The sequence below is a fragment of the Caballeronia glathei genome, assembly GCF_000698595.1.
GTDB classification, from domain to species: domain Bacteria; phylum Pseudomonadota; class Gammaproteobacteria; order Burkholderiales; family Burkholderiaceae; genus Caballeronia; species Caballeronia glathei.
In genome coordinates, this window is record NZ_JFHC01000002.1 from 13217 (window position 1) to 36175 (window position 22959).

Genomic DNA, 22959 nt, shown 5'->3' on the forward strand with positions numbered 1-22959 from the left:
AAAAAAGAGCCCGGGCGCTGGTCCGGGCTTTTTTTATCGCGCACGCGGACGGTGCATCGGCGATCGCGCTGCCCGCGGGGCGCTCAAGAAAGCAAAAAACCCGGCACAAGGCCGGGCTCCACAGGCAAAAATGCGATCGAACGGTCAGGCCGCGTCCTGGATATTCGATGCCTGTTTGCCCTTCGGTCCCTGGACGATCTCGAAGCTGACCTTCTGGCCTTCCTTGAGCGTCTTGAAACCGTTCATCTGTATCGCCGAGAAATGTGCGAACAGATCCTCGCCGCCTTCATCGGGCGTGATGAATCCGTAGCCTTTCGCGTCGTTGAACCATTTGACCGTACCAGTTGACATACCTACATCCCCTCTAACTCTCGTCGCTACCACGAGCACGCTCGAAAAGTTCGGCGGATCACACCATGTGCCGCCCCCTCCTAACAAGCTCACCTCGGCCTTTTTTCGTCTGAATGGCCTTCGGAAAAAAGTGCCAGTTTGATTGTTAAATCTCTTAAATCGAGTGTCAAGGAATTTTTGGGACAGCAGATATGCCGTTGTAAAGAACGCATTTGTAGGGTTATTCCTGCTTTCCGTGTGCGGTGCCGCCCAAGCAAGGCATCTTGAAAAGTCGCATAATCGACTCACATCAGTTGTACCGGCGACCCATCCGAGACAGCGTGCGGTTTGTTTTTTTTGAAGCTGTGCGATACTGGATTCAGGGAAGTTCAAGCGGGCCGGCGCGCGAGTGCGTGGCGGCGGGATTCAGGGGTGACAGGCACTTGCTCCGCGTACTTTGCGCCAGTTTTTCCGACCGGGCGGTCGGTGTTTCGGCGGCATTGCGGGCCTGTCCGAGTTGTTTAGAATGGGTGTATGGCGATCAATCCCAACAAGCAGGATGGCACTGTACTGGAGCGGCAGGAACAAAAGCTGAAAAAGCCTGCCATGTACAAGGTGGTGCTGCTGAATGACGACTTCACGCCGATGGAATTCGTCGTGATGGTCGTGCAGGAGTATTTCAACAAAGATCGTGAGACTGCGACGCAAATCATGCTGAAGGTTCATCGCGAGGGCAGGGGAGTTTGTGGGGTCTACACGCGGGACATTGCGTCGACCAAAGTTGAGCAAGTCGTTAGCCATGCACGGCAGGCGGGGCATCCGCTGCAGTGTGTGATGGAGGAAGCATGATTGCCCAGGAACTGGAAGTCAGTCTGCACATGGCGTTTATGGAAGCACGTCAGGCGCGGCACGAGTTCATTACGGTCGAGCATCTTTTACTGGCCTTGTTGGACAACCCGACCGCGGCTGAAGTGTTGCGCGCCTGCGCAGCAAACATCGAAGATTTGCGTCAGAACCTGCGCAATTTCATTCATGACAACACGCCGACCGTGCCTGGCACGGACGACGTCGATACCCAGCCGACGCTTGGTTTCCAGCGTGTGATTCAGCGCGCGATCATGCACGTGCAGTCGACGTCGAATGGCAAGAAGGAAGTGACCGGCGCGAACGTGCTGGTCGCGATCTTCGGCGAGAAGGACTCGCACGCCGTCTACTACCTGCAGCAGCAGGGCGTGACGCGCCTCGACGTCGTGAATTTCATTTCGCACGGCATCGCGAAGACGAACAGCGGCGACGCCGCGAAGGCGAGCAGCGAGGCGAATCCGGAATCGGACGACGCCGCCGCGCAAAAGGAAACGCCGCTCGCCCAGTTCACGCAGAACCTGAACCAGCTCGCGAAGGATGGCAAGATCGATCCGCTGATCGGCCGCGAATCGGAAGTGGAGCGTGTGGTGCAGGTGCTGTGCCGCCGGCGCAAGAACAATCCGCTGCTCGTCGGTGAAGCCGGCGTGGGCAAGACCGCAATCGCGGAAGGTCTCGCCTGGCGCATCACGCGCGGCGAAGTGCCGGACATTCTGGCCGATGCGCAGGTCTACTCGCTCGACATGGGTGCGCTGCTCGCCGGAACGAAGTATCGCGGCGATTTCGAGCAGCGCCTGAAAACGGTGCTGAAGGAACTGAAGGAGCGTCCGCACGCCATTCTGTTCATCGACGAGATTCACACGCTGATCGGCGCGGGCGCGGCTTCGGGCGGAACGCTCGATGCATCCAACCTGCTGAAGCCGGCGTTGTCGTCGGGGCAGTTGAAGTGCATCGGCGCCACGACGTTCACCGAGTATCGCGGCATCTTCGAAAAAGACGCGGCATTGTCGCGGCGCTTCCAGAAGGTGGACGTGACGGAGCCGACCATCGAGCAGACGGTTGCGATTTTGCGCGGGCTCAAGTCGCGTTTCGAGGAACACCACGGCGTGAAGTATTCGTCGGGTGCGCTGTCGGCGGCGGCTGAACTGTCGGCGCGGTTCATTACCGACCGTCATCTGCCCGACAAGGCGATCGACGTGATCGACGAAGCGGGCGCGGCGCAGCGCATCCTGCCGAAGTCGAAGCAGAAGAAGACTATCGGCAAGAACGAGATCGAAGAGATCATCTCGAAGATCGCGCGCGTGCCGCCGCAAAGCGTGTCGCAGGATGACCGCAGCAAGCTGCAGACGCTCGACCGCGACCTGAAGAGCGTCGTGTTCGGGCAGGATCCGGCCATCGACGCGCTGTCGGCGTCGATCAAGATGGCGCGCGCAGGTCTCGGCAAGCTGGACAAGCCGATCGGCGCGTTCCTGTTCTCGGGCCCGACGGGCGTCGGCAAGACGGAAGTCGCGAAACAGCTGGCGTTCACGCTCGGCATCGAGTTGCTGCGTTTCGACATGTCCGAGTACATGGAACGTCACGCGGTGAGCCGGCTGATCGGCGCGCCGCCGGGATACGTCGGATTCGATCAGGGCGGTTTGCTGACCGAAGCCGTCACGAAGAAGCCGCATTGCGTGCTGTTGCTCGACGAAATCGAAAAGGCGCATCCGGACATCTACAACGTGCTGCTGCAGGTGATGGACCACGGCACGCTGACCGACAACAACGGTCGCAAGGCGGATTTCCGCAACGTCATCATCATCATGACGACGAACGCGGGCGCCGAGGCGATGGGCAAGTCGGTGATCGGCTTCACGAGCCGCCGCGAAACCGGCGACGAAATGGTCGATATCAAGCGGATGTTCACGCCCGAGTTCCGCAACCGGCTGGATGCGATCATCAGCTTCCGCTCGCTCGATGAGGAAATCATCATGCGTGTGGTCGACAAGTTCCTCATGCAGCTGGAAGATCAGTTGCACGAGAAGAAGGTCGATGCGCTCTTCACCGATGCTTTGCGCAAGCATCTCGCGAAGCACGGTTTCGATCCGCTGATGGGTGCGCGTCCGATGCAGCGCCTGATTCAGGACACGATTCGCCGCGCACTCGCCGACGAATTGCTGTTCGGCAAGCTGCTTTCGGGTGGCCGCGTGACCGTCGATGTGGACGAGAACGACAAGGTGCAGCTGACGTTCGATGAAAACCCGGTTCCGCGCAATCCGAATCCGGAAGCGGTGGAAGTGGAGTGATTCAAGGTTGACCGTGGCAGGCTGACGCGCCGTCGAGGTGCGTCACGCAAAGCGAGGCGAGGCGGATTTTTCCGCGCCGCCTCGCTTTTTTATTGGTCGAAAGGAAACTGCTCGCCGTGCCGCGCGCTGAAACAATGCGCGGCATCATCGCGATTGTGAGCGGCAATCGGTGTGAAAGGCGCTCGAATGTGCGTCTCGTGAAACGAAACGGGCGGCACGCGGCCGTCCCGCCACAGCTCAATGCTTGCCGGTGCTCCCGAAGCCACCTGCGCCGCGCTCGCTTTCCTCGAAATTGTCGACGATATTGAGCTCTGCCTGCACGACCGGCACGATGACCATCTGCGCGAGCCGTTCCATCGGGTTCAGCGTGAAGGCCGTGTCGCCGCGATTCCACGTCGAGATCATCAACTGGCCCTGGTAATCCGAGTCGATCAGCCCGACGAGATTGCCGAGCACGACGCCGTGCTTGTGGCCGAGGCCCGAGCGCGGGAGGATCACCGCGGCATAGCCCGGGTCGCCCAGGTGGATCGCGAGGCCGGTCGGCACGAGCGACGTCTGCCCCGGCGCGATGACGAGCGGTTCGTCGATGCACGCCCGCAGGTCGAGTCCGGCGCTGCCGGGCGTGGCGTAGGCGGGCAGGAAGTCGCGCATGCGCGCATCGAGGATCTTGACGTCGAGTTTCATGAGTTCAGTCGGAGCGGCCGAGATCGAAGGCTTCGGCCAGTAGTTGATAGGAACGGGTGCGCGCCTGGTAGCTGCCGGCAACGGTCAGCACGATCAGTTCGTCGGCGTCGAAGCGCTCTTGCAGCGCGTGAAGCGCTTCGGTCACGCGCTCGGGTGTGCCGATGATGCTGCGGCTTTTCTCCCGCGCAATCACAGCGAGTTCGCGCTCGCCGTAGTGCTGCGCGGCGGCTTGCTCGATGGACGGAATTGGCATGTTCAGACCGTAGGCCATCTGCACGCGGCGCAAGTCGACGGCTTTTTCCAGGGCGGCGGCTTCTTCATCGGTGTCGGCGCAGATCACGAACACGGCGGCGGCGAGATACGGCGTGGTCTCGTTGCCGGCCGTGAAGCGCTCGCGATACGACTCGCCCACGCGATGCCCGTACTGCGCATTGATGAAATGCGCAAACGCGAAGCGGATGCCGAGTTCCGCCGCGAGCAGCCCGCCGAAGTCGCTCGATCCGAGCATCCACAGCTCGGGCCGCGTGTCGATCTGCGGCTGAAGGAGCACGCCGTTCGCGAGATGGTCGTCGGCAAGCCTGCCGTTGAAGAGACCGACCAGATCGGCGACCTGCTGCGGAAAAATGTCGCCGCGGTTATACGAGCCCGCCGCGACGGCCTGCGCCGTGCGCATGTCGCCGCCCGGCGCGCGCCCGACGCCCAGATCGACGCGGTTCGGAAACAGCGCCTCGAGCATCAGGAACTGCTCGGCCACCTTGAACGGGCTGTAGTAGGGCAGCATGACGCCGCCCGAGCCGATGCGGATGCGCTTCGTCAGGCTGCCGATGCGCGCGAGCAGCACTTCGGGGCACGGGTTCGAGACGCCGCGCAAGCCGTGATGTTCCGCGCACCAGTAGCGCGTGTAGCCGAGGTCGTCGGCGAGCTGCGCCAGATCGAGCGTGGCGGCGAGTGCGTCGGCGGTGCTGTGGCCGTGAATGACCGGCGTCTGATCGAGAACCGAGAGCTTCGTCATGGCGTCATGGCGTCAGGTGAGGAGCGAGCCGCCGGCGCGCGGCGCGCGTTTCGCGATCTCGCCGATCAGCGTGCGAGCAAGCAGCTTCTTGTCGGCGCGCGGCAGGCGCGTCTTGCCCGATGCTTCGAACAGCACGACCTCGTTGTCGTCGAGTCCGAAGGTCAGCGGGCCGAGATTGCCGATCAGGAGCGGCACGTTCTTGCGCACGCGTTTTTCTTCGCCGTGCACGTCGAGATCACCGCTCTCCGCTGCGAAACCCACGCAAAACGGCGGGTTCGGGAGCTTCGCGACCGACGCGAGGATGTCGGGATTCTCGACGAAACTGAACGCCGGCAGCGGCTGGCCCTCTGCCTTCTTGATCTTGTGATCGCTCACGTGATCGACGCGCCAGTCGGCCACGGCGGCGACCGCGATGAAGATGTCGACGTCCGGCGTGGCGCGCATGACGGCGTCGTACATCTGCTGCGCGGTCTGCACGTCCTCGCGATAGAGGCCCCACGGCGTCTCCAGCGCAACGGGGCCGGCGATCAGGTGGACGTCGGCGCCGGCCTGCGCGGCTGCGCGCGCGAGCGAGAAGCCCATCTTCCCCGACGAGCGGTTCGTGATGCCGCGTACCGGATCGAGCGGCTCGAAAGTCGGGCCGGCCGTGATCAGCACGCGCCGTCCGCGCAGGATCTTGGGCTGGAAGAATGCGCAGATCGCCTCGAACGTGGCGGAGGGTTCGAGCATTCGCCCGTCGCCGACTTCCCCGCACGCCTGCGCACCCGAATCCGGCCCGAGCACTTCGACGCCGTCGCCGCGAAGCTGCGCGACGTTGCGTTGCGTCGCCGGGTTCTGCCACATCTGGCGGTTCATCGCGGGCACGACGAGCAGCGGGCAGTCGCGGGCGATGCACAGCGTCGAGAGCAGGTCGTCGCACATGCCGTGTGCGAGCTTGGCGAGGAAATCGGTGGAGGCGGGCGCGATGACGATCGCGTCGGCTTCACGCGACAGATCGATGTGCGGCATGTTGTTCGGCACGCGCGCGTCCCACTGCGACGTGTAGACGGGCCGGCCGGAGAGCGCCTGCATCGTGACGGGCGTGATGAACTGGGTCGCCGCCTCGGTCATCACGATCTGGACGGTCGCGCCCGCCTTGGTGAGCAGGCGCGTGAGCTCGGCGATCTTGTAGCAGGCGATGCCGCCCGTCAGTCCGAGGACCAGGTGCTTTCCTGCGAGTTCTGCAGTCGTGTCCAACTTGCCTCCGCTGGGTTGCGCCGCTCGCGGGCTGACTGCTTCGCGTTGTCCGAGCGCGCGGCGCCTGAATACGGTTTGTCTGCGTGGGGTTACCGCTGTATGGTGCGGCTTCAGCGCGACCCGCGCACGCGCCGAAGTTCGTCGAACACGAGCAGCACCGCGCCGATCGTGATCGCGCTGTCAGCGAGATTGAACGCCGGCCAGTGCCAGTTGTTCACGTGGAAGTCGAGAAAATCGATCACGTGGCCGTAGGCGAGCCGGTCGATCACATTGCCGATCGCGCCGCCCATGATGAGCGCGAGCGCCGTGCAGAAGAGCCGCTGCGTGCCGTGCTTTTTCAGCAGGTAGCAGATCACGACCGCCGCGACGACGCCGAGCGCCGTGAACGCCCAGCGCTGCCAGCCGCCCGCGGCCGCGAGAAAGCTGAACGCCGCGCCGCGGTTGTAGACGAGCAGCAGGTTGAAGAACGGCGTCAGCGCGTGGGGCTCGCCATAGGCGAACACGCGCGCGACGGCGATTTTCGTCAACTGGTCGAAGAGAATCACGATTGCCGCGACGCCCAGCCACGGCGCGAGAGAACCACTGCCTTGTTTCGCCATCGTCCTTGCCATTATGCTGCGCTCCGCGTTTCGCCGGCGCCGAAGAGGTTGGAGATGCAGCGGCCGCACAGGCCGGGATGCTCGGCGTTCGCGCCGACATCCGCGCAATAGTGCCAGCAGCGCTCGCACTTCAGGTACTTCGACGCGGTCACGTCGACCCCTTCCTCCGCTTCGCTCGCGACCTTGACCAGCCCGGCCGCCGACGTGATCAGCACGAATTTCAGATCCGCGCCGAGGCTCGCGAGCGCGTCGTAGCGCGCGCCGCTCGCGCGCACTTCGACTTCGGCCTGCAGCGACGAACCGATCTCGTTCGCCGTGCGCGCTTCTTCCAGCGCCTTCGTCACGTCGCCGCGGGCCGCGCGCACGAGGGTCCACTTGTCGAGCAGCTCGCCCGCATCGGGGATCTGCGGATACGTGTGATAAACCTCGGTGAAGATCGTGTCCTGGCCCGGCTTGAGCACCTTGTACGCTTCTTCGGCCGTGAATGACAGGTACGGCGCGATCAGCCGCAGCAGGCCATGCGCGATGTGATGAAGCACGGTCTGCGCCGCGCGGCGCTCGCGCGAATCGGGTTTCGTCGTGTAGAGACGGTCCTTCAGCACGTCGAGGTAGAAGCCGCCCAGGTCTTCCGAGCAGAACGTCGCGAGTTTCGAGACGACCGGATGGAACTCGTATTTTTCGTAATGCGCGAGCACGTCGTCCTGGAGGTTCTGCGCGAGCGCGATCGCGTAGCGGTCGAGTTCGAGCCAGTCCCCGACAGGCACCGCGTCCTTCTCGAAGTCGAAGTCCGACAGGTTCGCGAGCAGAAAACGCAACGTGTTGCGGATGCGCCGGTACGTCTCGGTCACGCGCTTCAGGATTTCCTCGGAGATCGCGAGTTCGCCCGAATAGTCGGTCGACGCGATCCAGAGGCGGATGATTTCCGCGCCCAGGCGATTGGACACCTCATGCGGATCGACGCCGTTGCCGAGCGACTTCGACATCTTGCGGCCTTCGCCATCGACGGTGAAACCGTGCGTGAGCAGCGCGTTGTACGGCGGCCGGCCATCGAGCATCGATGCGGTGAGCAGCGACGAATGGAACCACCCGCGATGCTGATCCGAGCCTTCCAGATACAGGTCGGCGGGAAACTGCAGCGAGTCCTTGTGCGAGCCGCGCAGCACGTGCCAGTGCGTCGTGCCCGAGTCGAACCAGACGTCGAGCGTGTCGCGGTTCTTCTCGTACATGTTGGCATCGTTGCCGATCAGCTCCTCTGCATCGAGCGTCTGCCACGCCTCGATGCCGCTCGTCTCGACGCGCTTCGCCACTTCCTCCAGCAGCTCCAGCGTGCGCGGATGCAGCTCGCCCGTTTCCTTGTGCACGAAAAACGCCATCGGCACGCCCCACTGGCGCTGGCGCGAGAGCGTCCAGTCGGGACGGTTCGCGATCATGCTGTAAAGACGCTGCTTGCCCCACGACGGATAGAACGCCGTCGCCTCGATGCCTTCCAGCGCGGTCTCGCGCAGCGTCTTGCCGGCGTCGCGCGGCTTCACGTCCATGCCGGCGAACCATTGCGACGTCGCGCGATAGATGATCGGCGTCTTGTGGCGCCAGCAGTGCATGTAACTGTGCGTGTACTTTTCCGACTTGAGCAGCGACTTCGCGCCCGCGAGCGCCTCGACGATCTGCGGATTCGCCTTCCAGATCGACAACCCGCCGAAGAGCGGCAGCGATTCGATATAGCGGCCGTCGCCGAGCACCGGGTTGATGATGTCGGAGTCCGCCATGCTGTGCGCCTTGCACGACACGAAGTCCTCCACGCCGTACGCCGGCGACGAATGCACGATGCCGGTGCCGCTTTCGGTGGTCACGTAGTCGCCGAGATACACGGGCGCAGTACGCTTGTAACCGGGATGCGCCGCCGCGAGCGGATGGTGAAAGCGCAGGTTGGCGAGCTTTTCGCCCTTCGCCGTTGCGAGCGTCGTGCCGGTGAGGCCGTAATTCTTCAGGCACTCCTCGACGCGCTCCTCGGCGAGGATCAGGAGGCCGCGCGCCGTATCGACGAGGCTGTACACGATCTCCGGGTGCACGTTGAGCGCCTGGTTCGCCGGGATGGTCCAGGGCGTCGTGGTCCAGATGACGATGCCGCCTTCCGCCTTCGGCAGCGCGGCGAGCCCGAAGGCCTGCGCGGTTCTGTCAGGCTCGGCGAAGGCGAACATCACGTCGATGGTCGGATCGGTCTTGTCCTTGTATTCCACTTCCGCCTCGGCGAGCGCCGAGCCGCAGTCGAAACACCAGTTCACCGGCTTCAGCCCGCGAAACACATAGCCCTTTTCCAGAATCTTCGCGAGCGCGCGGATTTCGCCGGCCTCGTTGACGAAATTCATCGTCTTGTACGGGTTGTCCCAGTCGCCGAGCACGCCCAGGCGCCGGAAGCCCGCCTTCTGCTTCTCGATCTGCTCGGTCGCGTAGGCGCGGGCCTTCTGCATCACCTCGGCCGCCGGCAGCGACTTGCCGAACTGCTTTTCGATCTGGATCTCGATCGGCATGCCGTGGCAGTCCCAGCCGGGCACGTAGACAGCGTCGAAGCCCGCGAGATTGCGCGCCTTGACGATCATGTCCTTCAGGATCTTGTTGACCGCGTGGCCGAGGTGAATGTCGCCGTTCGCATACGGCGGCCCGTCGTGCAGGATGAACTTCGCGCGGCCGCGGCTCGCGGCGCGGATCTTCTCGTAGACCTTGTTCTCCTGCCACTCGCGCACCCACGCGGGTTCGCGCTTGGGCAGGTCGCCGCGCATCGGAAACGGGGTGTCGAGCAGGTTGACCGGGTATTTCGACTGCGGCTTGGCGTCAGGCTTCGAAGGGGCTTTCTTGTTGCTCATGGAATATTCAGTGTGAATTCTGTGGGGCGGCGCTTTTCCGGCGTGCCATGAATCGACGGGCGAGGCAGCGGGCGACGCGCAATCACAAGCGCCGCGCGCTTACCTAATTCGATCGGTCGCCGAAATGGCGAAGCCGCTCGCGCTGCCGTGCGTGCGTGCGCTCGCGCCGAAGTATTCGCGTGCGTTCTGGACGTCGCGGGCGATTGCGGCCGTCAGGGTTTCGAGATCGACGAACTTCTCCTCGTCGCGCAGCTTTTTCAGGAATTCGACGCGCACGAGCTTGCCGTACGCGTCGCCGTGCCAGTCGAGTATGAAGACTTCGAGCAGCACGCGGCCCGAATCGTCGACGGTCGGGCGCAGCCCGAGGCTCGCGACCGCCGGCAGCGGCTCCGGCCCAAGGCCGTGCACGCGCACGACGAAGATGCCCGCGAGCGCCGGCCGCTTGTGGGCGATCGGCAGGTTGAGCGTGGGAAAGCCGAGATCGCGGCCGAGCTTCGCGCCGTGCACGACATGTCCGCTGATCACGTACGGGCGGCCGAGCGCGACGTGCGCGGCATCGAGGTCGCCCGCCACCAGCGACGCCCGCACCGACGACGACGAAATGCGCGCGCCGTTCGGATGCGCGACGGTCGCCATTTGCTCGACCTCGAAGCCGTGCTTCTCGCCCGCGGCCCTGAGCGAAGCGAAGTCGCCCGCGCGCTTCGCGCCGTAGCGGAAATCGTCGCCGATCATGATCCAGCGCGCGTGCAGCCCGTTCACGATGATGTTCTCGACGAACGTGTCCGGCGACTGGCTCGCGAACGTGTGATTGAAATGCTCGACCACCACGCGGTCGACGCCGTTCGTGCGCAGCGCCTCCAGCTTGTCGCGCAGCATCGCGATGCGCGGCGGGGCGCCGGCCGGATTGAAGAACTCGCGGGGATGCGGCTCGAAGGTCATCACGCAGACCGGCAGGCCGCGGGCGTCGGCGGCGGCCCGCACGCGCGCGAGCAGCGCCTGGTGGCCGCGGTGGACACCGTCGAAGTTGCCGATGGTCAGTGCGCAGGGCGCCCGGCTCTCGGCATTGGGTAGGCCGCGAAAGACTCTCACGATAGCGGATGGTCGGTGGTTGGGCTGATGCTTCGCCTGATGCTTGGGGCTGGTGCAGCAAAGCGTTCAATTATAAACGCTCGCACGACCGCCCGCCGGCCGGCGGTGCTTTTGGCACGGTTTTCGCACCGCCGAATGATAAAATCCGCGCATGAAAAAAATCGTCATTCTGATTTCCGGGCGAGGAACCAACATGGAGGCCGTCGTGCGCGCCTGCGCTCGCGAAGGCTGGCCGGCCGAGGTTCGCGCCGTCGTTTCAAACCGGCCGGATGCCGCCGGGCTTGGCTTTGCGGCCGCGAATGGCATCGAAACCGCGGTGGTCGACCATCGCGGCTTCGCAAGCCGTGAAGCGTTCGATGCGGCGCTCGCCGCCGCTGTCGACCAGTTTGCACCCGATCTCGTCGTGCTCGCCGGTTTCATGCGCGTGCTGACGGACGGGTTCGTCCACCGCTACGCCGGGCGCATGCTGAACATCCATCCGTCGCTGCTGCCCTGCTTCGCGGGCCTGAAGACGCACCAGCGGGCGCTCGACGCCGGCGTGCGCGTGCATGGCGCGAGCGTGCATTTCGTGACACCGGCGCTCGATCACGGGCCGATCGTGGCCCAGGGCGCGGTGCCCGTCATCGCCGGCGACGACGCCGCGGCGCTCGCCACGCGGGTGCTGGCCGTCGAACACATTATTTATCCGCGTGCGGTGCGCTGGTTCGTCGAGGGGCGTCTTGCCATCGACGGCGAGCGCGTCGTGCTCACGCCACCGGAGCCGCAATGGCTCTTTGCCGACATTGCCGGGGAGGGCGTATGAGGCTGCACGGATTTCTGATTGGACAAACCGAGACGCTGCTTGCCGACGTGCTGCGCTTTTCCGGCCCCGCCGACGCCGCGACGAGCCGCTTTTTCCGCGCGCACCCGAAGCTCGGCCACAGCGAGCGCGGCGTGATCGCGGAAGCGGTCTTCGCCGTGCTGCGCCGGAAGATGGAGTTCTCGCATCTCGCGGAAAGCGGCAGCGGCAGCCAGGCGCGCCGCCTTGCGCTGCTCGGGCTGATGCAGACGGCGGGGCTCTCGGCGGTGAAGCCGTTCGTTTCCGCCGACGAGTACCAGTGGCTGAACCAGGTCTCCAAGATCGATCCGGCGAGCCTGCCCGTGCGCGTGCGCACGAACCTGCCGCAATGGATCTACGACGCGATGGGCAAGCGGTTCGACCCCGAGGAGCTCGCGCTGCTCGCCGCGGCGCTGAATTACCCGGCGCCGCTGGATTTGCGCGCCAATCCGGTCAAGGCCACCCGCGACGCGGTCATCAAGGCGCTGACCGAGGCCGGCATCGACGCGGGCGAAATGCCGTTCGCGCCGTTCGGCGTCCGCGTCGACGGCAAACCCGCGCTTACGCGCCTGCCGGCGTTTCAGGAGGGCTGGATCGAGGTGCAGGACGAAGGCAGCCAGCTGCTTTGCTCGCTCGTCGCGCCCCGGCGCGGCGAGATGATCGTCGATTTCTGCGCGGGCGCGGGCGGCAAGACGCTCGCGCTCGGCGCGATGATGCGCTCCACGGGCCGTCTCTATGCGTTCGACGTGTCCGACCGGCGGCTCGCCAAGCTCAAGCCGCGGCTCGCGAGGAGCGGCCTGTCGAACGTGAATCCGGTGCTGATCGACAGCGAGCACGACGCGAAGATCAAGCGGCTCGCGGGCAAGATCGACCGCGTGCTCGTCGACGCGCCTTGTTCCGGTCTCGGCACGCTGCGCCGCAATCCCGACCTGAAGTGGCGGCAGTCGCCGGAATCGGTGGCGGAACTGACGCCGAAGCAACTGTCGATTCTTTCGAGCGCGGCGCGGCTCGTGAAGACGGGCGGCCGGCTCGTCTATGCCACGTGCAGCATGCTCGAGGTGGAAAACGAGGGCATCGTCGCCCAATTCCTGGAAACGCATCCGAACTTCAGGCTCGTCCCTGCGCGCGACGTGCTGGCGGAGCAGCGCATCGACCTCGATACGGGCGACTATTTGTCGCTCTGGCCGCACCGGCACGGCACCGACGGCTTCTTTGCCGCCGTGCTCGAGCGCGTGGCCGCGCCCGCGTCCGCGAAAGCCGGATTGCCGGACGAAGCGGCGTCCGAAGTGCCGTCCGAGTGATCTGACGCGCCGCCAGCATGCCGAACGGCTCCTCTTCGCCTCTGTCCGGCGGCCTCATCCGCGACTTCGGCGAGCCCGCGGTGATCTGGCAGGCGCTCGTGCTGGCGGGCTCGCTCGCGATCGCGTGGTGGCTCGCCCGGAGCCTGCGCAAACGGCTCGACGCGCGCCGCCAGTCGCGCTTCGAGGCGCTGCGTTTCGGCGCGGAGAGCCTGAACAAGGCGCTCTTCCCGCTGCTCGGCACCGTGCTCGTGAGCGTTGCGCAGCTCGTGATATCGCAGTTCATGCACACGTCGCTGCTGCGGCTCGCGCTCGTGCCGCTTTGCGGCATCACGGTCATCTACACGATGTTCTACATCGCGCGGCGCGTGTTCAGCCGCGGCGGCGAGACGCACGCGCTCCTCTTCTTGTTCGAGAAGGTCGTGACGACGCTCGTCTGGGTCGTGATGCTGCTCACCGTGATGGGCATCCAGGATGACGTCGTCGCCTGGATGGCGAGCGTTCGCTTCGACTTCGCGAATGCGCACCTGACGCTCCTTTCGCTTGCGACCGGCGTGCTGTGGGTGTGCGTGACGCTGATCGTGGCGCTCTGGGCGGGCGCGGCGCTCGAAGATCGCCTGATGCGCTCGCGCTCGCTCGACGCCAACGTCAAGGTGGTGCTCGCGCGCGTCGGCCGGGCGCTGATGATCCTGGCCGCGATCCTGATCAGCCTGTCGATCGTCGGCATCGACGTGACCGTGCTCGGCGTGTTCGGCGGCGCGCTCGGCGTGGGGCTCGGCTTCGGCTTGCAGAAGATCGCGAGCAACTACGTGTCGGGGTTCATCATCCTGCTCGACCGCTCGCTGCGCCTCGGCGACATGATCAACGTCGCGAACTATCAGGGCACCGTCACGCAGATCCGCACGCGCTACACCGTGGTGCGCGGGCTCGACGGCATCGAGACGCTGATTCCGAACGAAAAGCTGATCACCGATGTCGTGCAGAACCATTCGTCGTACCTGACGCGCGGCAACGCCAAGGTGGCCGTGCAGGTCAGCTACCGCAGCGATCTCGAACTCGCGATGCAACTGCTGGTCAAGGCGACCCGGGACGTCGAACGCGTGCTTCAGGACCCGGCGCCCGCGGCGCTCCTCGCCAGTTTCGGCACCGACGGCATCAATCTGGAGCTGAGCTTCTGGATCGAAGATGCGGCGAAGGGGACGGGCGGCGTAAAGTCGCAGGTGAACCGCAACATCTGGCGGCTGTTTTCCGAGCGCGGCATCGAGATTCCGTTCGCGCAGCGCGAGATCCGGATCGTCGAAGGCACGCCTGCCGCGCCCCCACCCCGGCAATAAATACCGGCGCCGGCCGTCCCGATGCTCCGGTAAATCGGCAATCCGCGTATCGAAAGGCAAAATCCTTTCGATCATACGGATAGCTGCCTATCGCGCGGGCGTCAGATCTTCTTCATTTTGGCTGCAATCAAAAAATTTCTCCTTTGACACAACGACTTGGAACGCATGAAGTAGAATGCGATCGAAGTTGTGCATGTTTCTTTCAGGTGCCCGACAGTCGTCGAAGCGCACTCACAACCGGCCACAACCGGCCAATTTTTCCGCCTCAACAGGTAAATTGCCTTGCTGAATTCCTCGCTTGAATTTCTTGCCAACGGATTGCTCGACTTTTCCTGGTGGCAAATCTTGCTGTTCACGCTCGTGATGACGCACATCACGATCATCGGCGTCACGGTCTATCTGCACCGCTGCCAGGCGCACCGGGCGCTGGACCTGCATCCCGTCGCGAGCCACTTTTTCCGCTTCTGGCTCTGGATGACGACGGGCATGCTGACCGGCCAGTGGGCGGCGATCCACCGCAAGCACCACGCCAAGTGCGAGACCGAGGAAGATCCGCACAGCCCGCAGACGCGCGGCATCTGGAAGGTGCTGCTCGAAGGCGCGGAACTGTATCGCACGGAAGCGAAGAACGAAGAAACCATGCGCAAGTTCAGCCACGGCACGCCGAACGACTGGATGGAGCGCAGCGTCTACACGCGTTACCCGATTCTCGGCATCAGCATCATGATGGTGATCGATGTTGCGCTCTTCGGCATCGTCGGGCTGTCGGTGTGGGCAGTGCAGATGATCTGGATTCCGTTCTGGGCCGCGGGTGTGGTCAACGGTCTCGCACACTGGTGGGGCTACCGCAACTTCAACTCGGCGGATGCCAGCACCAACATTTTCCCGCTCGGCATCATCATCGGCGGTGAGGAACTGCATAACAACCACCATACCTACGCGACGTCCGCGAAGCTGTCGAACAAGTGGTACGAGTTCGACATCGGCTGGATGTATATCCGCATCCTCTCGGCGTTCAAGCTCGCCAAGGTGAAGAAGCTCGCGCCGACGCCGCGCCTCTCCGCCACCAAGCCGGTGCTCGATCACGATACGCTGCAAGCCGTCCTGTCGAACCGCTATGAAGTGATGGCGCGCTACGGAAAGGCGGTCAAGCGGGCGTATCGCCAGGAACTCGCGAAGCTCAAGGAAGCCGGTGCGCGCGAGAAATATCAGCTGATGCACGGCGCGCGCAAGTGGTTCCACAAGGAAGAAGACGGCCTGAACGAGCCGCAGCGCAAACAGTTGCCCGAAATCTTCTCCGACAACCAGAAATTGCGCACATACATCGAATTGCGCAAGGATCTGTCGGCAATGTGGGACCGGTCGAACGCATCGCGTGAACAGCTGCTCGCGCAATTGCAGGACTGGTGCCATCGCGCGGAGCAAAGCGGCATCAAGGCGCTGCAGGATTTCGCGATACGCCTTCGCCGTTACGCCTGACGGATCAATATCCGTTAAAATTTCGTGACGTCACAAGACCCCGCTCTGGCGGGGTTTTTGTTTTTGGGCGCCAGGGTTTGTGCTGCAGGTTCGGCGGGAGACAGAGGACAGCATGGAAGCGATCATCAGGAGCGTCGAGTACGATCGGCCGCAGGGCTTGACGTGTGGAGTCGGAGAGGCTTGGGCGAGGGTGCCGGATGCGCCGTCGGCCGAGCGCAGGCGGGAATTGAAGGAGCAGATCCGCGCGCTGCTCAGGCGCGAGAAGGCGGTGCTCGTCGCGCACTACTACGTCGACCCCGAATTGCAGGAACTCGCCGACGAGACCGGCGGCTGCGTCGCGGATTCGCTCGAAATGGCGCGCTTCGGCCGCGATCACGCGGCGCAGACGCTCGTCGTCGCCGGCGTGCGCTTCATGGGCGAGACCGCGAAAATCCTGAGCCCCGAAAAGCGCGTGCTGATGCCCGATCTCGACGCCACCTGCTCGCTCGACCTCGGCTGTCCCGCCGACGAATTCTCCGCTTTCTGCGACGCGCATCCGGACCGCACTGTCGTGGTCTACGCGAATACCAGCGCGGCCGTGAAGGCGCGGGCGGACTGGATGGTGACGTCGTCGATCGGGCTGGAAATCGTGGCCGACCTGCACGCGCGCGGCGAAAAGATCCTGTGGGCGCCGGATCGCCATCTCGGCGGCTACATCCAGAAAAAGACCGGCGCCGACATGCTGCTGTGGCAGGGCTCGTGTCTCGTGCACGACGAGTTCAAGGGCATCGAACTCGATCTGCTGCGCGCCGAATATCCCGACGCGAAGATTCTCGTTCACCCGGAATCGCCGGAAGCGGTGGTGGCGCTCGCGGATGTCGTCGGCTCGACGACCCAGCTCATCGACGCCGCCGTGCGCCTCGACGCGAAGCGCTTCATCGTCGCGACGGATCTCGGGATTTTGCACAAGATGCGGCTCGCCGCGCCCGGCAAGACCTTCATCGAAGCCCCGACGGCCGGCAACAGTGCGACCTGCAAGAGTTGCGCGCATTGCCCGTGGATGGCGATGAATGGCCTCGCGAATCTCGCGGAGGTGCTGGAGCGCGGTCACAACGAAATCTTCGTCGATCCGGCGATCGGTGCGCGTGCGCGTCTTCCGATCGACCGCATGCTCGACTTCGCGGCGCGCCACAAGAAGCGCGTGCAGGCGAGCGGCGATCTGGCGAAGGACGGCGCGCTCTTTTCCAACGTGGGGGCGGCGTGATGGCGTCGAACGATTTCGTGTCACCGCTTTGGGCGGAAATTCGCGCGCAATACGGCGAAGCATTCGATGCAGCGCTCGTTCGCAATGTCACGGATGCGCTGGCGGAAGATGTCGGCACCGGCGACCAGACCGGGCGCCTCGTTCCCGCCGACGCCCGCCGCACGGCGCGCATCACGGTGCGCGAGGAGGCGGTGCTCTGCGGCGTGCCGTGGTTTGAGGAGGTGATGCGTCGCGTCGATCCGTCGATTGCGGTGACGTGGCAGTATCGGGAAGGGGACCGGATGGCGGCGAACACGCCGGTCGTGCTGCTCGACGGCCCGGCTCGCTCACTCTTGACCGCCGAGCGCAACGGCCTGAATTTTCTGCAATTGCTGTCCGGCGTCGCGACTGCGACGCGTCGCTTCGTCGATGCGATCGAAGGCACTCGCGCGCGCATCCTCGATACGCGCAAGACGCTGCCGGGCCTGCGCCTCGCGCAGAAGTACGCGGTGCGCGTGGGCGGCGGCGCGAATCAGCGGCTCGCGCTCTACGACGGCATTCTCATCAAGGAAAATCACATCGCCGCGGCGGGCGGTGTCGGTGCGGCGATGGACGCCGCGATCGCGCTCGATGCCGGCGTGCCGATCCAGATCGAAGTGGAAACGCTCGAACAGCTCGAATCGGCGCTGGCTCACCGCGCGGAGTCGATCCTGCTCGACAATTTCACCTTCGACGCGATGCGTGATGCCGTGCGCATCGCGGGCGGACGGGCCGTACTGGAAGTGTCGGGCGGCGTCAATTTCGAGACCGTGCGCACGATCGCGGAAACCGGCGTCGACAGGATTTCGATCGGCGCGCTCACGAAGGACGTGCGCGCGACCGATTACTCCATGCGCCTGATCTAGAGCTTCTCGCCAGACGCTAGACCTTGATCCGCCGGGCGACCGGCGGCGTCAGCACGGTCGGCAGGGCCTTCGGCAGCGTGTCCGGCCAGTCGCGGCTGTAGTGCAGTCCGCGGCTTTCGCGCCGCGAGCACGCGCTTTCCACGATCAGCGACGCCACATCGACCAGATTGCGCAGCTCCAGTAAATCGCGGCTCACCTTGAAATTCGCGTAGTACTCGTGGATCTCGTCGCGAAGGAGCGCGATCCGGTGCTGTGCGCGGGCGAGCCGCTTGTCCGTGCGCACGATGCCCACGTAGTTCCACATCAGGCGCCGCAGTTCGTCCCAGTTGTGCGCGACGACCACTTCCTCGTCCGGATCGGAAACGCGACTTTCGTCCCAGTCGGGCAGCGGCGCGTGGCAGCCCGCCGAAAAACCGTCGGCTTCAATCGCCTGCGCCGCCGCACGGCCGACCACGAGGCACTCGAGCAGCGAATTGCTGGCAAGCCGGTTCGCGCCGTGCAGACCTGTGCACGATGTCTCGCCGACCGCGTAGAGCCCTGCGCGATCGGTGCGGCCCGCCAGATCGGTGACGACGCCGCCGCACGTGTAATGCGCGGCGGGCACGACCGGAATCGGCTGCTTGCTGATGTCGATGCCGAACTCGCGGCAGCGCGCGAGGATGGTCGGGAAATGCTCTTCGAGAAACGCCCGCGGCTGGTGGCTGATATCGAGATAAACGCAGTCGATGCCGCGCTTCTTGATTTCGAAGTCGATCGCCCGCGCGACGATGTCGCGCGGCGCCAGTTCGGCGCGCTCGTCGTGGGCGGGCATGAAGCGCGTGCCGTCGGGCAGACGCAGAATGCCGCCTTCGCCGCGCACCGCTTCCGAAATCAGAAACGATTTGGCGTAAGGGTGGAACAGGCAGGTCGGATGGAACTGGATGAACTCCATGTTCGACACGCGGCAGCCCGCGCGCCAGGCCATCGCGATGCCGTCGCCGGTCGCGGTGTCGGGATTGGTTGTATACAGATAGACCTTGCCGGCGCCGCCCGTCGCCAGCACGGTGTGGGGCGCCTCGATCGTGACCGTGCGCCCGCTTTTCAGGTCTAGCGCGTACAGGCCGTGGCAGCGGTGGCCGGGCAGTCCGAGGCGGTCGGACGTGATCAGATCGATCGCGTAGTGGTCTTCCAGAACGGAGATGTTCGGATGATTGCGCACACGCTCGTTGAGCGTGGTGACGACGGCGTGGCCGGTCGCGTCCGCCGCGTGAATGATGCGCCGGTGGCTGTGGCCGCCTTCGCGCGTCAGGTGGAATCCGAGTTCGGCGGACACGTCCTTCGTGAATGGCACGCCCTCGCTGATCAGCCATTCGATCGCGGCGCGCCCGTTTTCGACGATGAAGCGCGTCGCCGCCTCGTCACACAGTCCGCCGCCCGCGACGAGCGTGTCGTCAACGTGGTTGTCGGTGCTGTCGGCGGAATCGAGCACCGCCGCGATGCCGCCCTGCGCCCAGTCGCTCGCGCCGTCGCTGACGGTGCGCTTGGCGATGATCGCGACGCGCCGCGTTTCGGCGAGGTTCAGTGCGACGCTCAGGCCCGCGAGGCCGCTGCCTACGATTGCTACATCGAAAATCATGCTGCCGCTTCTCCGTCGATATGGCTGTGTGCGGCTTCGGGCGCGTCGTGCGCACGAAAGTCCGTAGCCAGCAAGGATACCGTGCGACGCACGCGACGGACAGTCGGCCGAAAGGGCAGGCGGGCCGGAAATAACAAAAAAGCCCCGCATGTGCGGGGCTTTTTTGTCGTCTTCAGGCTCAGGAAACCAGATTTATTTGATCTTGGTTTCTTTGTATTCGACGTGCTTGCGGACAACGGGATCGAATTTCTTGATCGCCATTTTTTCCGGCATATTGCGTTTGTTCTTCGTCGTGGTGTAGAAGTGACCCGTACCTGCGGTCGATTCCAGCTTGATCTTGTCGCGTGCGCCCTTGGCCATTTCCGTGCTCCTTAGACTTCACCGCGTGCGCGCAGATCTGCGAGCACGGCGTCGATACCGTTCTTGTCGATCAGGCGCAGGCCGGCGTTCGACACGCGCAGACGCACCCAACGGTTTTCGCTTTCAACGAAGAAACGGCGGTTCTGCAGGTTCGGCAGGAAACGACGCTTGGTACGGTTGTTCGCGTGGGAAACGTTGTTGCCGCTCATCGGCGCCTTCCCAGTTACTTGGCATACGCGTGCCATGAGAGCACTCCTAATACGCTTAAATTCTGAGTTCGAACGCCTTGTGACACCTTCGGTCTTGCACCCTTGGGATTACCGCTTCAGGGGTACCGACAGGAAATCACACTAACATTCGGCGCTCGGAACAGGTTGGTTGAAAGAAGCAAACCGCGATTCTAGCAGCAAAAACTCAGCAATATCAAGCCTTTTTGGTCTTATTCTCTCCGCCGCCAGGGTCGAAGCCTTCGGGCATTCACTTCACAGCCATCCCTGCCGGGCAAAAGAGAAGATCTCGTTCGACGCGACGACGAGGTGGTCGAGCAGCCGCACGTCGATGAGCGCGAGCGCGTCCTGAAGCGTGCGCGTGAGGCGGCGGTCGTTTGCGCTCGGCGCCACACCGCCCGAAGGGTGATTATGCGCGACGATCAGTCCTGCCGCATTCAGCGAGAGCGCCCGCCGCACGATTTCACGCGGATAGACGGCAACCCGGGTGATGGAGCCGCGCGCGGATTCCTCCGCGAGCAGCAGTTGATGCCGTGCGTCGAGATAAAGACACACGAAAACCTCATACTGACGCGTGCCGATCAGGAGCTTCAGATAGTCCTCGACGGCGCTGGGGGAGTCGAGCAGCGCCCGGTCGCGGGCCTTCTCGGCGAGCGCGCGGCGGCACAGCTCGGATACCGCCAGCAACTGCGCCGCGCGCGCCGGTCCGATGCCGCGCAGCGCGCGCAATTCCGTGGCGGAGGCGTCGAGGACGCTTCTCAGGGTACCGAAATGCTTCAGGAGCTCGCGCGCGAGGTCCACGGCCGTCCAGCCGGGGATGCCCGCATGCAGGAACAGCGCGAAGAGCTCGGCGTCGGAAAGCGAGGCGGCGCCGTTTGCGAGCAGCCGCTCGCGCGGACGCTCACTCTCGGCCCAGTCGCAAATCGGCGTGACGGGCGACGCGGCATGGGCCGCCGCGAGCGGCGCGCCGGCGGCGACGAGTCTCAGTTTTGCGTTCATGGCGCGCTCCGCGGGCCGTGTTCTATATAGTATGCGCAGTCATCCGTGGTGATCCGGCGCGGCGCGTCGGTTCGCCACTGTGGCTTACAATAGCGGTTTCGCGCGCTGCGCCCCCCGGCAGCCATGGCACACCGTGTGTGCGTCTGGTGGCCGACTGAAAGGCTTGATCCAATACACATGAGCATCATCGATATCTCCGAGGTGAAGTCCGGCTCGCACGTCACGCTTCATTACCGGCTCGCACTGGCCGACGGTGCAGACATCATCAATACCTTCACCGACAAGCCCGCGACGCTCCTGCTCGGCGCGGGCCAGCTCGCACCGCCGCTCGAAGCCATTCTGCTCGGGCTGAAGGTCGGCCACCATTCGACCTTTCAGCTAACGCCGGATGAGGCGTTCGGTCCCCGTAATCCGGAATTGATCCAGCGCGTGTCGCTCGCGACGCTGCGCGAAAACAGCATGATCGGTGAGGATTTTTCTCCGGGCGATCTCGTCGAATTCAACGCGCCCGGCGGCGGCCGCTATGCGGGCGTGCTGAAGGAAGTCGGCGAAACGTCGGCGCTGTTCGATTTCAACCATCCGCTCGCCGGCCAGGCGCTGGCCTTCGAAGTGAAAATCATCGGAATTCTGTAGCCATGAGCCTCGCTGATACCCTCACGGAAGTCGAAATCCTGCTCGCGCAGCCGCGCGGGTTCTGCGCGGGCGTCGATCGCGCGATCGAGATCGTGGAGCGCGCGATCAAGCTGTTCGGCGCGCCGATCTACGTGCGTCACGAAATCGTGCACAACGCCTACGTGGTGGAGGATCTGCGCAAAAAGGGGGCGATTTTCATCGAAGACCTCGCGGACGTGCCGATGGGCAGCACGCTGATCTTCAGCGCGCACGGCGTCTCGAAGGCGGTGCGTGCGGAAGCCGAAACGCGCGGCCTGCGCGTGTTCGACGCCACCTGTCCGCTCGTGACCAAGGTGCACATGGAAGTGGCGAAGATGCGCCAGGAAGGATTCGACATCGTCATGATCGGCCACAAGGGGCACCCCGAGGTCGAGGGCACGATGGGGCAGACGGGCGAAGGCATGCACCTCGTCGAGGACATCGACGACGTCATGGCACTCGCGCTGCCGGATCCGGAGCGCATCGCCTACGTGACGCAGACGACGCTTTCGGTGGACGATGCCTCGGCGATCATCGACGCGCTCAAGTCGAAATACCCGCTCGTCAAGGAACCGAAGAAGCAGGACATCTGCTACGCGACGCAGAACCGCCAGGACGCGGTGAAGTTTCTCGCGCCGCAGTGCGACGTGGTGATCGTGGTCGGCAGCCCGAACAGCTCGAATTCGAGCCGTCTGCGCGAAGTGGCGGAAAAGCGCGGCATTCCCGCCTATATGGTGGATTCGCCGACGCAGATCGATCCGAAATGGGTGGAGGGCAAGAAGCGCATCGGCGTGACGGCGGGCGCATCGGCGCCGGAAGTGCTCGCGCAGGCGGTGATCGCGAGATTGCGGGATCTGGGGGTGCGCAACGTGCGCTCGCTGGAAGGCATCGAGGAGACGATTTCGTTTCCATTGCCGCGCGGATTGTCCTTGCCACAGTAAATCAGAGACGCCCTTCGGGGCGTTTTTCATGGTCATTCATTAGCCCGTTTGCGCTATATTTATCGTCGTGTGCCGGACTCCAGCGGAAACGGTGCGAACAAAAGCACGCACGATCGCACTAAAATGGTGCGCCGCGTCACGCGGCTGACTTCGG

Annotated in this window: 21 protein-coding genes; 10 read left to right on the forward strand and 11 right to left on the reverse strand. The window is 64.2% G+C overall.

The genetic code is table 11. The features are described 5' to 3' along the window. Positions 1–144: 144 nt before the first annotated feature. Positions 145–351: a cold shock domain-containing protein CspD gene (gene cspD, locus BG61_RS01870; protein ID WP_008351201.1), complete on the reverse strand. Its 207-nt coding sequence runs from the start codon at positions 349–351 to the stop codon at positions 145–147. A gap of 513 nt (positions 352–864) precedes the next feature. Between cspD and clpS the strand changes: the two genes are divergently transcribed. Together clpS and clpA are read left to right on the forward strand one after the other, a co-directional pair. Then, positions 865–1179 (forward strand): ATP-dependent Clp protease adapter ClpS, encoded by a 315-nt coding sequence (clpS, locus tag BG61_RS01875; RefSeq protein ID WP_014190611.1) that lies wholly within the window; start codon positions 865–867, stop codon positions 1177–1179. Continuing rightward, positions 1176–3476 carry an ATP-dependent Clp protease ATP-binding subunit ClpA gene (gene clpA, locus BG61_RS01880; protein WP_035926519.1) on the forward strand — a complete coding sequence of 767 codons (2301 nt, stop codon included), beginning with the start codon at positions 1176–1178 and terminating at the stop codon, positions 3474–3476. Before clpS ends, clpA begins: the two co-directional genes overlap by 4 nt. 237 nt (positions 3477–3713) lie before the next feature. Here clpA and dut read toward each other — a convergent pair whose 3' ends face one another. The 6 genes from dut to BG61_RS01910 form a co-directional block, all read right to left on the reverse strand. After that, a complete protein-coding gene (gene dut, locus BG61_RS01885; protein WP_035926516.1) occupies positions 3714–4160 on the reverse strand; it encodes a dUTP diphosphatase in 447 nt (148 codons plus the stop codon). Positions 4161–4164: 4 nt separating this feature from the next. Continuing rightward, positions 4165–5172: an LLM class flavin-dependent oxidoreductase gene (locus BG61_RS01890; RefSeq protein ID WP_035926513.1), complete on the reverse strand. Its 1008-nt coding sequence runs from the start codon at positions 5170–5172 to the stop codon at positions 4165–4167. 12 nt (positions 5173–5184) lie between these two features. Continuing rightward, positions 5185–6408 carry a bifunctional phosphopantothenoylcysteine decarboxylase/phosphopantothenate--cysteine ligase CoaBC gene (gene coaBC / locus BG61_RS01895; RefSeq protein WP_035926509.1) on the reverse strand — a complete coding sequence of 408 codons (1224 nt, stop codon included), beginning with the start codon at positions 6406–6408 and terminating at the stop codon, positions 5185–5187. A gap of 110 nt (positions 6409–6518) precedes the next feature. Next, positions 6519–7019 carry a signal peptidase II gene (gene lspA / locus BG61_RS01900; RefSeq protein ID WP_035926507.1) on the reverse strand — a complete coding sequence of 167 codons (501 nt, stop codon included), beginning with the start codon at positions 7017–7019 and terminating at the stop codon, positions 6519–6521. Continuing rightward, the gene (gene ileS, locus BG61_RS01905) at positions 7019–9868 is read right to left on the reverse strand and encodes an isoleucine--tRNA ligase (RefSeq protein WP_035926505.1); all 2850 of its coding nucleotides are present in this window, start codon (positions 9866–9868) and stop codon (positions 7019–7021) included. Before ileS ends, lspA begins: the two co-directional genes overlap by 1 nt. 99 nt (positions 9869–9967) lie before the next feature. Then, positions 9968–10957 (reverse strand): bifunctional riboflavin kinase/FAD synthetase, encoded by a 990-nt coding sequence (locus BG61_RS01910; protein WP_035926501.1) that lies wholly within the window; start codon positions 10955–10957, stop codon positions 9968–9970. Positions 10958–11108: 151 nt separating this feature from the next. Between BG61_RS01910 and purN the strand changes: the two genes are divergently transcribed. The 6 genes from purN to nadC all read left to right on the forward strand — a co-directional run bounded on the left by purN (position 11109) and on the right by nadC (position 18012). After that, positions 11109–11759, forward strand: coding sequence for a phosphoribosylglycinamide formyltransferase (gene purN, locus BG61_RS01915; protein ID WP_035926498.1), 651 nt, complete (start codon positions 11109–11111; stop codon positions 11757–11759). Next, positions 11756–13075, forward strand: a complete 1320-nt coding sequence (locus tag BG61_RS01920; RefSeq protein WP_035926495.1) for an RsmB/NOP family class I SAM-dependent RNA methyltransferase — start codon at positions 11756–11758, stop codon at positions 13073–13075. Before purN ends, BG61_RS01920 begins: the two co-directional genes overlap by 4 nt. Positions 13076–13092: 17 nt before the next feature. Beyond that, positions 13093–14406 (forward strand): mechanosensitive ion channel family protein, encoded by a 1314-nt coding sequence (locus BG61_RS01925; RefSeq protein ID WP_035926492.1) that lies wholly within the window; start codon positions 13093–13095, stop codon positions 14404–14406. Between the two features lie 282 nt (positions 14407–14688). Then, entirely contained in the window at positions 14689–15885 is a 1197-nt protein-coding gene (locus tag BG61_RS01930) for a DesA family fatty acid desaturase (RefSeq protein ID WP_035926489.1), read from the forward strand. Positions 15886–15997: 112 nt separating this feature from the next. Then, complete coding sequence (gene nadA / locus BG61_RS01935) at positions 15998–17128, forward strand: quinolinate synthase NadA (RefSeq protein ID WP_035926486.1); 1131 nt, start codon at positions 15998–16000, stop codon at positions 17126–17128. Then, positions 17128–18012: a carboxylating nicotinate-nucleotide diphosphorylase gene (nadC, locus tag BG61_RS01940; RefSeq protein ID WP_035926484.1), complete on the forward strand. Its 885-nt coding sequence runs from the start codon at positions 17128–17130 to the stop codon at positions 18010–18012. The genes nadA and nadC overlap by 1 nt, the downstream gene beginning before the upstream one ends. A gap of 16 nt (positions 18013–18028) precedes the next feature. Here nadC and nadB read toward each other — a convergent pair whose 3' ends face one another. The 4 genes from nadB to radC all read right to left on the reverse strand — a co-directional run bounded on the left by nadB (position 18029) and on the right by radC (position 21213). Beyond that, positions 18029–19627 carry an L-aspartate oxidase gene (gene nadB, locus BG61_RS01945; RefSeq protein WP_035926481.1) on the reverse strand — a complete coding sequence of 533 codons (1599 nt, stop codon included), beginning with the start codon at positions 19625–19627 and terminating at the stop codon, positions 18029–18031. Positions 19628–19819: 192 nt separating this feature from the next. Then, on the reverse strand, positions 19820–19987 hold the full coding sequence (rpmG, locus tag BG61_RS01950) for a 50S ribosomal protein L33 (protein ID WP_006478046.1): 168 nt from the start codon (positions 19985–19987) through the stop codon (positions 19820–19822). A gap of 11 nt (positions 19988–19998) precedes the next feature. After that, positions 19999–20232: a 50S ribosomal protein L28 gene (gene rpmB / locus BG61_RS01955; RefSeq protein WP_035926472.1), complete on the reverse strand. Its 234-nt coding sequence runs from the start codon at positions 20230–20232 to the stop codon at positions 19999–20001. A 237-nt stretch (positions 20233–20469) separates the two neighbouring features. Then, positions 20470–21213: a RadC family protein gene (gene radC / locus BG61_RS01960; RefSeq protein ID WP_035926469.1), complete on the reverse strand. Its 744-nt coding sequence runs from the start codon at positions 21211–21213 to the stop codon at positions 20470–20472. A gap of 177 nt (positions 21214–21390) precedes the next feature. Between radC and BG61_RS01965 the strand changes: the two genes are divergently transcribed. Then, complete coding sequence (locus BG61_RS01965) at positions 21391–21846, forward strand: FKBP-type peptidyl-prolyl cis-trans isomerase (RefSeq protein ID WP_035926466.1); 456 nt, start codon at positions 21391–21393, stop codon at positions 21844–21846. Positions 21847–21848: 2 nt separating this feature from the next. Then, positions 21849–22805, forward strand: a complete 957-nt coding sequence (gene ispH / locus BG61_RS01970) for a 4-hydroxy-3-methylbut-2-enyl diphosphate reductase (RefSeq protein ID WP_035926462.1) — start codon at positions 21849–21851, stop codon at positions 22803–22805. Positions 22806–22959 lie beyond the last annotated feature (154 nt).